The 12937-nt window shown below is 73.5% G+C and carries 12 protein-coding genes; 5 read left to right on the top strand and 7 right to left on the bottom strand.

What is annotated here, in order from left to right; genetic code table 11:
• Entirely contained in the window at positions 1-1275 is a 1275-nt protein-coding gene (locus DCS98_RS20550) for an ArgE/DapE family deacylase (RefSeq protein ID WP_116453340.1), read from the bottom strand.
• A 127-nt stretch (positions 1276-1402) separates the two neighbouring features.
• Between DCS98_RS20550 and DCS98_RS20545 the strand changes: the two genes are divergently transcribed.
• The gene (locus DCS98_RS20545; RefSeq protein ID WP_241038519.1) at positions 1403-1861 is read left to right on the top strand and encodes an Lrp/AsnC family transcriptional regulator; all 459 of its coding nucleotides are present in this window, start codon (positions 1403-1405) and stop codon (positions 1859-1861) included.
• 4 nt (positions 1862-1865) lie between these two features.
• On the opposite strand, the gene DCS98_RS20540 is transcribed toward DCS98_RS20545, so the two are convergent.
• Together DCS98_RS20540 and upp are read right to left on the bottom strand one after the other, a co-directional pair.
• A complete protein-coding gene (locus DCS98_RS20540) occupies positions 1866-2756 on the bottom strand; it encodes a Gfo/Idh/MocA family protein (protein ID WP_116453337.1) in 891 nt (296 codons plus the stop codon).
• Positions 2757-2758: 2 nt separating this feature from the next.
• Positions 2759-3382: a uracil phosphoribosyltransferase gene (gene upp, locus DCS98_RS20535; RefSeq protein WP_116453335.1), complete on the bottom strand. Its 624-nt coding sequence runs from the start codon at positions 3380-3382 to the stop codon at positions 2759-2761.
• Between the two features lie 154 nt (positions 3383-3536).
• Here upp and deoC point away from each other — a divergent pair, with 154 nt between their 5' ends.
• The 4 genes from deoC to DCS98_RS20515 are packed head-to-tail and all read left to right on the top strand — an operon-like array spanning position 3537 to position 8263.
• Positions 3537-4532, top strand: coding sequence for a deoxyribose-phosphate aldolase (gene deoC, locus DCS98_RS20530; RefSeq protein WP_241038518.1), 996 nt, complete (start codon positions 3537-3539; stop codon positions 4530-4532).
• 6 nt (positions 4533-4538) lie between these two features.
• Positions 4539-6023 carry an aldehyde dehydrogenase family protein gene (locus DCS98_RS20525; RefSeq protein WP_116453333.1) on the top strand — a complete coding sequence of 495 codons (1485 nt, stop codon included), beginning with the start codon at positions 4539-4541 and terminating at the stop codon, positions 6021-6023.
• On the top strand, positions 6020-6889 hold the full coding sequence (locus DCS98_RS20520; RefSeq protein WP_116453331.1) for an aldehyde dehydrogenase family protein: 870 nt from the start codon (positions 6020-6022) through the stop codon (positions 6887-6889). The genes DCS98_RS20525 and DCS98_RS20520 overlap by 4 nt, the downstream gene beginning before the upstream one ends.
• Positions 6890-6931: 42 nt before the next feature.
• A complete protein-coding gene (locus DCS98_RS20515) occupies positions 6932-8263 on the top strand; it encodes a hypothetical protein (protein ID WP_116453328.1) in 1332 nt (443 codons plus the stop codon).
• Between the two features lie 87 nt (positions 8264-8350).
• On the opposite strand, the gene DCS98_RS20510 is transcribed toward DCS98_RS20515, so the two are convergent.
• The 4 genes from DCS98_RS20510 to DCS98_RS20495 all read right to left on the bottom strand — a co-directional run bounded on the left by DCS98_RS20510 (position 8351) and on the right by DCS98_RS20495 (position 12905).
• The gene (locus DCS98_RS20510; protein WP_116453326.1) at positions 8351-9826 is read right to left on the bottom strand and encodes a DEAD/DEAH box helicase; all 1476 of its coding nucleotides are present in this window, start codon (positions 9824-9826) and stop codon (positions 8351-8353) included.
• 231 nt (positions 9827-10057) lie between these two features.
• Positions 10058-11134, bottom strand: coding sequence for an adenosine deaminase (locus DCS98_RS20505; RefSeq protein WP_116453325.1), 1077 nt, complete (start codon positions 11132-11134; stop codon positions 10058-10060).
• A 50-nt stretch (positions 11135-11184) separates the two neighbouring features.
• Complete coding sequence (locus DCS98_RS20500; RefSeq protein WP_116453323.1) at positions 11185-12009, bottom strand: ABC transporter permease; 825 nt, start codon at positions 12007-12009, stop codon at positions 11185-11187.
• Entirely contained in the window at positions 12006-12905 is a 900-nt protein-coding gene (locus tag DCS98_RS20495; protein WP_241038517.1) for an ABC transporter ATP-binding protein, read from the bottom strand. Before DCS98_RS20495 ends, DCS98_RS20500 begins: the two co-directional genes overlap by 4 nt.
• Positions 12906-12937 lie beyond the last annotated feature (32 nt).

Below are 12937 nucleotides of genomic sequence, written 5' to 3'. Positions count from 1 at the left end.
TCAGTCGAGGGTCCCGCAGGTCCGGATCGCGGTCAGCACGAGCGTCTCGACGACGCGGACCACCTCGTCGATCTCGACCGCCTCCTCGGGTCCGTGCGCCAGCCGCACGTCACCCGGCCCGTAGTGCAGCGTCGGGATGCCGCTGCCGGCGTAGAGCCGGAGGTCGCTGCCGTACGGGGCGCCGCGCTCGCGCGGTGCCGGCCCGCCGGTCACGTCGGCGTGCGCGGCCGCCACCACGGCGCCGAGCGGGTGCCCGCTCGGGAACGCGCCCCCGGCGAACTGGCCGCCGGACCAGGTGACGACGGGCGGGTGGTCGCGCAGGTACGGGTCGGCCTCGGCGACGACGCCGACCCAGTACTCGAGCTCGGCGCGGGCGGCGGCCGGGTCCTCGTCGATGCGCAGCCCGAGCCGGCCTTCGGCGACGAGCCGGTCGGGCACGCTGCTCGACCAGTCCCCTGCTTCCACGCGCCCGATGACCAGGGGGTACGGGACGGGGTACTCGCGCATCAGCGGCTCGACGATCCTGTTGCGCTCGGCCTGCAGCGACTGCAGGCCCATGTGCAACCGGACGTAGGAGTCGATCGCGCTGGAGCCGGCGTAGGGCGTGGCCGCGTGGGTCGCCGCGCCGGGCACCTCGAGGGTGAAGGTGAGGGCGCCCGCCGCGCCGGTGATCAGGGTGCCGCTGGTCGGCTCGGTGATGACGCAGGCCTCACCGGTGTGCCCGCGGCGCAGGGTGCCGAACGCGCCGAGCCCGCCGTCCTCCTCGCCGATCACCAAGTGCAGGGCCAGGCCACCGCGCAGGCGGACGCCGGACTCGCGGATGGCCCGCACGGCCGCCAGGTTGGCCACCACCCCGGCCTTCATGTCGCAGGCGCCGCGGCCGTGGATGCTCCCCTGCCGCAGCGTGGGCTCGAACGGTGCCGTCCGCCAGTGCGCGAGGTCGCCGGCCGGGACGACGTCGACGTGCCCCTGCAGGACCAGCGCCGGGATCTCCGACTCCCCCGCCTGGGTGCCGACCAGCCCCCACGCCTCCGAGCGCGGCGCCTCCGTGCCCGGGAAGCCCTCGGCGGCGGTCAGCTCGGCGATGTCCATGGACCACAGGTCGACGTCGAGACCGAGCGACTGCACGTCCTTGGCCAGCCGGTGCTGCACGTCGCACTCGGCGTCGCTGCCGCTGATGCTGGGCACCGCCAGCAGCTCGACGAGGGAGGACACGATCGCCTGGCGGTCGACGACGGCGAGGGCCCGCTCCTCGGCACGGGTCAGCTCGGGCATGGGGCGCTCTCCTGGGCTCGGTGGGTACCGGCACCGTAGGGCCGAGCGACCGCGCCGGACCATTGCGAAACGCAGCGCCTCCACGCCGGTTCATTGCGTTCACACGGCTGAAACGCAATCATCCGGCGTGGCTTCTCCTGACGAACTGGACCACCGGATCCTGCGCGCGCTGCTCCGCGACGGTCGCCGCTCCTACGCCGACATCGGCGACGAGGTGGGTCTGTCGGCGTCGGCCGCCAAGCGCCGGGTCGACCGGCTGGTGCGCGACGGGGCGATCCGCGGCTTCACCGCCGTCGTGGAACCGCACGCGATGGGCTGGGAGATCGAGGCCGTCGTCCAGCTCTACACGAACGGGACCGTGCCGTTCGAGACGATGCGCGGCGACCTCGACCACGTGCCGGAGGTCGTGGAGGCCTTCACGGTGGCGGGGGCGGCGGACGCGATGCTGCGCGTGGTGGCCGGCGACGTCCCGCACCTCGAGCGCGTGATCAGCCGGCTGCGCGGCCTCTCCTACGTGCAGCAGACCGACACGACGATGCTGCTGTCGGTGATGGTGCGCCGTCCGAACGTGCCGCAGACGGCCTGAGCCCTCAGTCCGCGACGGGCTCCCGGCACCCGCTCGCCAGGGCCCTGGCCGCGGCCTCCAGCACGGCGACGACGTCCCTGCCGAAGGCGACGTCGCACGGGTGCTGCCCGCCGGCGACCGCCGCGGCGGTGAGCTCGTCGACCGCCACTCCGAACGCCTCCCGCGCGACGCCGTCCTCCGGCAGGAGGACCAGCCGCCCGGCGTCCCCGTGGACGAAGAACTCGTTGCCCGTCGACATCGGCGCCACCGTGTGGGAGACGGTCACCGTCGAGGCGACGCCGGATTCGTGCGTGAGCACCAGGTGCACGGTGTCGCGCAGCCCCGCGCCCGCCTGGACGGAGGTCACGGGCCCGAGCGCGGGGACGAGCAGGGACAGGGCGTGCGGCCCGATGTCCCAGAGCGCGCCGTGCTCCTGGCGCCAGGGCGAGGAGTCGAACGGCGACCCGGCGAGCGAGGACAGCCAGGAGCCGGACCCGCCCGCGAGCGTCATCCGCGTCGCCTGCTCCAGCCAGGTGGCCGTGGACGGGCGGAAGCGGAAGGTGAAGAAGACGACCGACGCGACGCCGGCGTCCCGGACGGCGGCGACGACGCGGTCGGCGGCCGCGACGTCGAGGGCGATCGGCTTCTCCAGCAGCAGGTGCTTGCCGGCCGCCGCAGCCTGCTCGGCCAGCGGCGCCTGCACGTGCGGCGGGAGGGCGATGGCGACCGCGTCGACCTGCTCCAGCAGCTCGTCGACCTCGGAGAAGCCGGGGACGTCGAACTCGGCGCCGACGGCCTTGGCCTTCGCGAGGTCGCGACCCCAGACGCCGACCAGCTCGGCGTCGGGGTGGTCGGCGAGGGCGGTCGCGTGGACCTCCTTGGCCCAGAAGCCGGTGCCGAGGACGCCGAACCGCATGGTCAGACCGCGCCGAACTGGCGGTCACCGGCGTCGCCGAGGCCGGGGACGATGTAGGCCTTGTCGTTGAGGCCCTCGTCGACGCTCGCGGTGAAGACCCGCAGCGGCAGGCCGCTCTCCTCGAGCCGGCGGATGCCCTCGGGTGCGGCCAGGGCGCACAGGACGGTGATCGAGGTGGCGCCGCGGGCGGTGAGCAGGCCGCAGCAGTGCACCAGCGAGCCGCCGGTGGCCAGCATCGGGTCGAGGACGAACACCTCCCGGTCGACCAGCGACTCCGGCAGCGAGGCCATGTACGCCTCGGGCTGGAACGTCTCCTCGTTGCGGGCGAGGCCGACGAAGCCCATCTGCGACTCGGGCAGCATGCCGTGCGCGGTGTCGGCCATGCCGAGGCCCGCGCGCAGCACCGGCACGATCAGCGGCGGCGCGGCCAGCCGGTACCCGGTCGTCGAGGTCACCGGCGTCCGGATCGGCTCCTCGGCGATCTGCAGGTCGCGGGTGGCCTCGTAGACCAGCATCTGCGTCAGCTCGCGCAGGGCGGCCCGGAACATGGCGTTGTCCGTCCGCTCGTCACGCATCTTCGTCAGACGGGCGCGGGCCAACGGGTGGTCGACGACGGTGAGCTGCACGCGCGACACCGTATCGGCAGCCGGGAACAGCCGGAGCGATGTCCCTCGGGCGGCCGTTCCGGCGCCGGTTCCGGCCGGCTGCGGGACGACGCTCCCGCTCCCGACGGGTGAGTGCGGCACCGGAGGCGATTGCCCCTCGGGGGATGATGGCTGCATGACCCACCTGCTGGATCCCGACGCGCTGCCCGACGACGCGCGCGCGTTGATGGCGCCGCTGCCGCCGTACGACGACGTCACCCGCTCCGACTCGGCGTTCCGCGCGTTCCTGCACGGCCTGCCGGGCGTCGACCAGGTCGGCGCGGAGTCCCGCGTCGCCGTGCTCGGCACCCGCTCGATCAAGACCACGTCGAAGGCCTGGGCCATCGACATGGCCATCTCCATGGTCGACCTCACCACCCTCGAGGGCGCCGACACCCCCGGCAAGGTCCGCAGCCTGGCCGCGAAGGCCCGCCGCCCCGACCCGGGCGACGCGTCGTGCCCCCAGGTCGCGGCCGTCTGCGTCTACGGCGACCTCGCCGGCGTGGCCCGCGAGGCGCTCGGCGACAGCGGCATCCACGTCGCCGCGGTCGCCACCGCGTTCCCCAGCGGCCGCGCCTCCCGAGCGGTGAAGATCGCCGACGTCCGCGACGCCGTGGAGAACGGCGCCGACGAGATCGACATGGTCATCGACCGCGGCGCCTTCCTCGCCGGCCGCTACCTCGACGTCTACGAGGAGATCGTCGCGGTCAAGGAGGCCTGCGGGGACGCCCACCTCAAGGTCATCCTCGAGACCGGCGAGCTGGTCACGCTCGACAACGTCCGCCGGGCGAGCTGGATCGCCATGCTGGCCGGCGGCGACTTCATCAAGACCAGCACCGGCAAGGTGAACCCGGCCGCGACGCTGCCGGTCAGCCTGGTGATGCTCGAGGCGGTCCGCGACTTCCGCGCCGCGACGGGCCGCCAGATCGGCTTCAAGCCCGCCGGCGGCATCCGGACGACGAAGGACGCCATCAAGCAGCTCGTGCTGATCAACGAGACCGTCGGCGCCGACTGGCTCGACCCCGACTGGTTCCGCTTCGGCGCCTCCAGCCTGCTCAACGACCTCCTGCTGCAGCGGCAGAAGCTGCGCACCGGCCACTACTCCGGCCCCGACTACGTCACGGTGGACTGACCGACGATGACAACCACTCCGCCCAGCCCGGCCCAGCCCGCCAGCACCCGCGCCCCCTTCGAGTACGCCCCGGCACCCGAGTCGCGGTCGATCGTCGACATCGCGCCGTCCTACGGCCTGTTCATCGACGGCGAGTTCGTCGACGGCACCGGGGAGTCGTTCAAGAGCGTCAACCCGGCCACCGAGGAGGTCCTCACCGAGGTCTCCGCCGCGAGCGAGGCCGACGTCGACCGCGCCGTCGCCGCCGCCCGCCGGGCGTTCACCCGCGTCTGGGGCCCGATGCGCCCGGCCGACCGCGGCAAGTACCTGTTCCGCATCGCGCGCCTGCTGCAGGAGCGCGCCCGCGAGTTCGCCGTCCTCGAGTCCCTGGACAACGGCAAGCCGATCCGGGAGTCCCGCGACGTCGACGTCCCCCTCGCCGCGGCGCACTTCTTCTACCACGCGGGCTGGGCCGACAAGCTCGAGTTCGCGGGCCTCGGGCCGGCCCCGCGGCCGCTCGGCGTCGCGGGTCAGGTCATCCCGTGGAACTTCCCGCTGCTGATGCTGGCGTGGAAGGTCGCCCCGGCGCTGGCCACCGGCAACACCGTCGTCCTCAAGCCGGCCGAGACCACCCCGCTGACCGCGCTGCTGTTCGCCGAGGTCTGCCGCCAGGCCGACCTGCCCCCGGGCGTGGTCAACATCGTCACCGGCGCCGGCGACACCGGTCGCGCAGTGGTCGAGCACGACGACGTCGACAAGGTGGCGTTCACCGGCTCGACCGAGGTGGGCAAGCAGATCGCCCGTGCGGTCGCCGGCACCCGCAAGAAGCTCACGCTGGAGCTGGGCGGCAAGGCGGCCAACATCGTCTTCGACGACGCCCCCATCGACCAGGCCGTCGAGGGCATCGTGCAGGGCATCTTCTTCAACCAGGGTCACGTCTGCTGCGCCGGCTCCCGGCTGCTGGTGCAGGAGTCGATCCACGACGAGGTGATCGCCAGCCTGCAGCGCCGGATCGGCACCCTGCGCGTGGGCGACCCGCTGGACAAGAACACCGACATCGGCGCCATCAACTCCGCCGAGCAGCTCGCCCGCATCAAGGAGCTGTCCGACTACGGCGAGGCCGAGGGCGCGCAGCGGTGGCAGCCCGCGTGCGAGCTGCCCGACCGCGGGTTCTGGTTCCCGCCGACGGTCTTCACCAACGTCTCCCCCGCGCACCGCATCGCGCGCGACGAGGTGTTCGGGCCCGTGCTCAGCGTGCTGACCTTCCGCACGCCCGACGAGGCGGTCGCGAAGGCGAACAACAGCACCTACGGGCTCTCGGCCGGCATCTGGACCGAGAAGGGCTCGCGGATCCTCAAGATCGCGAACCAGCTCCGGGCCGGCGTCGTGTGGGCCAACACGTTCAACAAGTTCGACCCGACGTCGCCGTTCGGCGGCTACAAGCAGTCCGGCTACGGCCGCGAGGGCGGCCGCCACGGCCTGGCCGCGTACCTGAAGGGGAACGACCAGTGAGCTCGGACCGTCTCGCCGTCCGGAAGACCTACAAGCTCTACGTCGGCGGGGCCTTCCCGCGGTCGGAGTCCGGGCGCACCTACGAGGTCACCGACGCCAAGGGCCACTTCCTCGCCAACGCCGCCTGGGCGTCGCGCAAGGACGCCCGGGACGCCGTCGTCGCCGCACGTGGCGCCTTCGGGAAGTGGTCAGCCATGACGGCGTACAACCGCGGCCAGGTGCTCTACCGCGTCGCCGAGGTGATGGAGGGCCGGCACGTCCAGTTCTGCGCGGAGGTCGCCGAGGGCGAGGGCCTGTCCGCGTCCAAGGCCCGCGCCGCCGTGGACGCGGCCATCGACCGCTGGGTCTGGTACGCCGGCTGGACCGACAAGCTCGCCGCCGTCCTCGGCGGGGCCAACCCGGTGGCCGGCCCGTACTTCGACTTCTCCATGCCGGAGCCGACCGGCGTCGTCGCCGTCCTGGCGCCGCAGCAGTCGTCCCTGCTCGGCCTGGTCAGCGTGCTGGCCCCCGTCCTGGCCGGCGGCAACACCGCGGTAGTGGTGACGTCGAAGGAGCGCCCGCTCCCGGCGGTCACCCTGGCCGAGGTGCTGGCCACCAGCGACGTCCCGGGCGGCGTGGTGAACGTGCTGACCGGCGACGCCGACGAGCTGGGCCCCTGGCTCGCCGAGCACGCCGACGTCGACGCCATCGACCTCACCGGCGCGTCCCCGCGCCGGGCCATGGAGTTCGAGCGCGAGGCGGCCGGCACGGTGAAGCGCGTCCTGCGCGCGCCGGCCCAGGAGCCGGACTGGACGGCCGACCCGGGGCTCTCGCGGATGACGCCGTTCCTCGAGACCAAGACGGTGTGGCACCCGATCGGGGTCTGAACCGGGCAGCGCGTTCCCAGGGCGACCTGAGAGGGTGTTCCCGTGGCCAGGCCCAGCATCGTCCCGATCGCACTCACCCTCGATGACCGCACCGGCTACACCCTGTGGGCTCCTCCGTGGGAGGAGGACGGGGAGGAGTGGCAGGCGTTCCTCGGCACCACCGAGGGCGACACGGCGAAGGTCCACCTCTTCCCCACCCCGGCGGCGCTGGCGGCGTACTGCCGCACCAGCACCGACCACGACCTCGCCGACCACCCGGTGTGGCCGGTCGTCGTCGGCCTCGGCCCCGAGGACCTGACCCCGGACGACGACCACCGCTACGACCTCGACGGCGTCTACGACATCGCCGCCGAGAACCCCGACCGCTGGGCGGTCGAGGAGCTCGCGGCCACCATCGACATCGTCACCCGGCTGGCCGACTGCCTGGACACCGCCGGCGACGAGGACGACGAGGACGACGACGAGACGCAGTTCGAGGCGGTCGCCGAGCTGGCGGCCAAGCCGGAGATCGGCTCCCTGGGACTCGGCGTGGACGCGTTCGTCGGCCGGTCCGGCGAGGACGCCTGGGTCGGTGTGGGAGGGGTGCTCGACGACCTGTGGGAGGACGTCGTCGCCGAGCTCGACGAGCACTTCGACTGGACCGGCGCCGGCTCGGCCACCCTCGACGACTACCCGGCCGCGTCCGAGGTGGAGGACGTCGACCCCGACGACCTCCCGGAGGACGTCGTCGTGGTCGACGACGACGAGCCCGCCGGTGCCACGCCGGTGAGCAGCATCGCCCGCGGTGGCCGGCTCAACGCCTCGGCCGCCGAGGTGGCCCAGGCCGCGACGTTCTGGGAGGCGGTCGGGATCCTGCCGGTGGAGATCGTGGTGCCCGACGGGGCCGGGGTGACCCTGCGCTGCTACGTCGAGGACGTCGCCCGGTTCCTCGGCCGCGACGGCGAGGTGTTCCTCTTCGACACCCCCGAGCAGCTGGCGCGCTTCTGCAAGGGCAACGAGGAGCACGACCTGGCGGAGATCGCGTCGTGGCCGGAGGTGGCCGACACCGACGTCCGGCCGCTGCCCGCCGACCAGGACCGCTACGACCTCACGGAGCTCTCCGAGGTGCTCGCCGAGGTCGCGGACGGCGCCGCGGGGCTGGTCGACCACCAGGCCTTCGCCCAGCCGGTGGAGGGCGTGCGCGACCTCGCCGAGTACGCGGGGCTCCGCCGGGTGGAGGCCCTGCTCTCCCCCGGCGAGCCGCTCGGCCGCGCCGTCGTCCACGGCGAGAGCCACCCGACGGCACCGCTGCGCCAGGAGGACGCCGGCGAGCTGCGCCGCCAGTGGGACGAGGTCGTCGGCGAGATCAGCGGCGCCCTGGTCTTCCGCGACTGAGAACGCTGTCGGTACAGGAAGCTGGAACGGCAGCGGCCGGCCCCGGGAGATCCCGGGACCGGCCGCTGCGTCGTCCGGTGCTGCGCGTCAGCTGGAGTAGCGCGACGGGCGGCCGGGCCGCCCGCCGGACCGCTGACCGCGGTCCCCGTAGGAGCGCTCACCCGAGCCGGACCGCTCGCCGGCCGGCCGGGGCCGGTCGCCGAACGAGCGACGCGGACCGCCACGGTGACCGCCGGTGGGCCGGTCGCCGTCGCGACGCGGGCGGCCGCCGGGGCCGCCGCCGCCGCGGCGCATGTCGCGCTGGGTGCGCTCCTTGGGCTCCACGGCGATGCCCTTCGCCACCAGGTCGAGGATCGCCTGGTCACCGGGGCGGATGCGGTCGACGCGCGGGTCGACCTTCGCCGTCCGGAAGCGGCGCTTGGCCTGGCCGACCTGGTCGGGCAGGAGCAGCGACACGACCACACCGGCGGCACCGGCGCGGGCGGTGCGGCCCGAACGGTGCAGGTAGGTCTTGGCGTCCGTCGGCGGGTCGTAGTGCAGGACCAGCGAGACGTCGTCCACGTGGATGCCACGGGCGGCGACGTCGGTCGCGACGAGCACCGGCGACCGCGCGTCGGTGAACTCCTCGAGGGCCCGGCGGCGCGCCGACTGCGGCAGCCCGCCGTGGATGGCCTCGGCCTTGATGCCGGCGGCCTTCAGGTTCTCGGCGAGCCGGTCGACGCCCAGCTGGGTGCGGGCGAAGACGATCGTCCGGCCCGGGCGGCCGGCCAGCTCCGTGGCCACCTGCAGCTTGTCGCGGAAGGCGAGGCTGAACGCCAGGTGCTCGGCCGGCGGGGCGTCGTCCCCGGCGCGCTTGACCTCGTGCCGGGCCGGGTCCTTGAGGTAGCGGCGCACGAGGGCGTCCACCTCGCCGTCCAGGGTGGCCGAGAAGAGCAGCCGCTGGGCGTCGGAGACGGTCTGGTCGAGGAGCTCCTTGACGACCGGGAGGAAGCCCAGGTCGGCCATGAAGTCGGCCTCGTCGAGGACGGTGATGACGACCTCGGCGAGGGTGGCCTCGCCCTGGTTGATCAGGTCCTGGAGCCGGCCCGGGGTGGCGATGACGACGTCGACGCCACGGCGCAGCTGCTGGATCTGGCGGTACATGGGCGCACCGCCGTAGACGGTGGCCAGCTGGACGCCGGTCGCCTGACCCAGCGGGGCCAGGTTGTCGTGCACCTGCTGGGCGAGCTCGCGGGTCGGCACGAGGACCAGGCCACGCGGGGCACGGCGGCCCTGCTTCACCTCGGCGCCGATGCGCGCGAGCAGCGGGAGGCCGAAGGCCAGGGTCTTGCCCGAGCCGGTGGCGGCCTTGCCGAGCACGTCACGGCCGGCGAGGGCGTCCGGCAGGGCGGAGGTCTGGATGGCGAACGGGCGGTGGATGCCGCGCCGCTCCAAGGCGGTGATCAGCAGCTGAGGCAGGCCCAGCTCGTGGAAGGTCGGACCCGCGGGGGCCTCGACGGAAAGGTCTTCGGAAGTGGTCTGAACAGCGTTCGACTCGAACGAGACAGGGTGGACCAAGGTCATGCGGGGTGGGGCTCCGATACTGCTCGGAGCGCGTCCCGTGGGAGAGGAGGAGCACCGTCAGGTACCGGCGTCCTCACATGGCGATCGCTTGCGCCCAGGTGTGGAACGCGGATCTGCACGGATGCGCTCGTGCCCGGACAAACCGTCCGGGAGGATGACCGGCCTTGTGCCGGTACACCCAGGTTAGCAGCGGGGACCGCCGGGCGATTCCCGAGAAGGGGGTGGGGGCGGTCACCCCTGCAGGGCGGCGTACCCCGGCCGGACCAGCTGGTCGAGCAGCCGCTGCCGGTCGCCCTCGCCGATGAAGGCGGCGGCCAGCGCCCGCTCGGTGACGGTGCGGACGTCGTCCCACGACCAGCCGAAAGTGCCGGCGACGGCCGCGACCTCGCTGGTCACCGAGACCCCGCTCATCAGCCGGTTGTCGGTGTTCAGCGTGACGGCGAAACCCAGCCGGTGCAGCCGGTCGACGGGGTGCTCGGCCAGCGACGGGTACGCGCCGGTCTGCACGTTGGACGACGGCGCGACCTCGAGGACCACCTGCTCGTCGAGGACGCGCTGCGCCACCGGGCCCAGGGTGCCGTCGGCGCCCACCTCGTCGGCGATGCGGATGCCGTGGCCGAGCCGCTCGGCGTGGGCGCCGTCCAGCGCCGCCCGGATGCTGTCGATGCCGGCCGCCTCGCCCGCGTGGATGGTGCGGTGGGCGCGGGCGCCGTCCAGCACGCCGATCGCCGAGGGGATCCGGTCGGGCGGGAAGCCGATCTCCGGCCCGGCGAGGTCGAAGCCGACCACACCCGCGTCCCGGAAGCGGACGACGAGGCCGGCGACCTCGTCCCAGCGGTCGGCCTGGCGCATGGCGCACAGCAGCGCGCCCACCCGGATCGGCGAGCCCGCCTCGGTGGCCTCCCGGCCGCCGACGGCGAAGCCGTCGACCATCGCCTCGACGACCTCCTCGATCGGCAGGCCCTGGGCGGTCGACAGCTCCGGGGCGAACCGCACCTCGGCGTAGACGACGCCGTCGGCGGCGAGGTCGAGCGCGCACTCGCGGGCGACCCGGTGGATCGCCTCGGGCTGCTGCATCACGCCGACCGTGTGGGCGAAGGTCTCCAGGTACTGCACCAGCGAGCCCGAGTCGGCCGCCTCCCGGAACCAGGCGCCGAGCCCTTCCGGGTCGGATGCGGGCAGCCCGCGGTAGCCGAACTCGTCGGCCAGCTCGAGCACCGTCTCCGGGCGCAGGCCGCCGTCCAGGTGGTCGTGGAGGAGGACCTTGGGGGCGCGGCGGATGTTCTCGGCGTTCAGCGGAGCAGGCACGCAGCGACGCTACCTGCCGTGCGGCGAAGGGCCGGCGAGGCTGCGGAGCGCTAGTCCGAGCCGCGGTCCTGCCAGCGGAAGGTGGCCACGCACAGGAGGAGCCCGGCCACGCACCACACGCCCAGGACGATCGCGACCCGGCCGAGCTCCCAGGTGCCGGCCGGCTCCTGCGCGGCCAGGAAGTCGGGCAGGAACACCGACCGGAGGCCCTGCGCCATCCACTTGAGCGGGAAGAACGACGCGATCGTCTGCATCCAGGTCGGCACCTGGCTGAACTGGAAGAAGACACCGGAGATGAACTGCAGCACCAGCGCGATCGGGGTGACCATCGCCGACGCCGACCGCCCGTTCTTCGCCAGGCTGGACACGGCGATGCCGAGCAGCGTGCAGGCGGCCGAGCCGAGCGCCGTCACCCAGACGAAGGTGACCCAGTCGCTGCCCGTCGGCAGGTCGATGCCGTAGACGAGGACCCCGACTGCCAGCAGGATCGCCACGATCAGCACCGTGACGGCGAGGACCTGGACGACCTTCCCGACGAAGTAGGCGCTCTTCGGCATCGGCGTGCCGTAGAGGCCCTTCAGCGTCCCGTCGGAGCGCTCGGTGGCGATGCTGATGGCCATGTTCTGCAGGCTGGCCCCCAGGATGCCCGCCGCGATGATCCCGGCCATGAAGTACTGCGTGAAGGTGACGCCGCCGCCGATGTCGTAGTCGAGGACGGCACCGAACACCACCAGCAGGATCACGGGGAAGGCGAGGGTGAAGACCACCGACTCCCGCTGCCGGAAGAACTCCTTGAGCTCCACGGACGCCCGAGTGCGGTAGACGGCCGCCAGCGACGGCAGCGCGACCTGCGAGCGGTCCTGGACGGTGGTCATGCCGGGTCCCCGATCATCCGCAGGTAGACGTCCTCGAGCGTCGGCCGGGTCACGGCCAGCTCCGGGACCTCGCCCGGGAACCGGCTCGCCAGGTCCCGCACGAAGGCGGTCGGCGTCGCGGTCGCCTCGGTGCGCCGGACGCCGTCCTCGCTCCAGCTGACGACGGCGGGCGCGTTCTCCCGTCCGCCCAGGTGCGCCGGGACGGCGACCTCGACCAGCCGGCCGCGGGCGATGACCCCGACGCGGTCGGCGAGCGCCTCGGCCTCGTCGAGGTAGTGCGTGGTGAGCAGCATCGTGGTGCCCAGCTCGCGCAGCGACCGGATCAGCGACCAGAACTGCCGGCGCGCCTCGGGGTCGAACCCGGTGGTCGGCTCGTCGAGGAACAGCAGCGTGGGGCGGCCGACGATGCCGAGGGCGACGTCGAGGCGCCGCCGCTGGCCACCCGACAGCGTCCGCCCGCGCGACTTCGCCTTCTCGGTGAGCCCGACCAGCTCGAGCACCTCGTCGGGGTCGCGCGGGTCGGGGAAGTAGGAGGCCTGGGCCTGCAGCAGCTCCCGGCAGGTCAGCTGGCTGTCCCCCGCCCCGGACTGCAGCACGATGCCGAGCCGCGACTTCCAGCGGCGACCGCCCGCGGCCGGGTCCTCGCCGAGCACCCGGACCTCGCCGGCGTCCGGCCGGCGGTACCCCTCGCAGATCTCGACGGTCGTCGTCTTGCCGGCTCCGTTGGGGCCGAGCAGCGCGAAGATCTCGCCACGGCGGATGTCGAGGTCGAGCCCGTCGACGGCGGCGAAGGTTCCGTAGCGCTTCACCAGACCGCGGATGGAGATCGCTGCGTCGGGGTCGAGGGGCTCGACGGGAGGCAGCACGGCGGCTGCCGACGCGGGAGTGCTGGTCACGAGGAGACAGTGTCCCCCTCCGACCTGCCGAT

Origin of the sequence: Blastococcus litoris (genome assembly GCF_003075095.1) — a bacterium.
Taxonomy (GTDB): Bacteria; Actinomycetota; Actinomycetes; order Mycobacteriales; family Geodermatophilaceae; genus Blastococcus_B; species Blastococcus_B litoris.
Note: the sequence above shows the minus strand (reverse complement) of the source record. Positions and strands in the feature narration are given on the sequence as shown.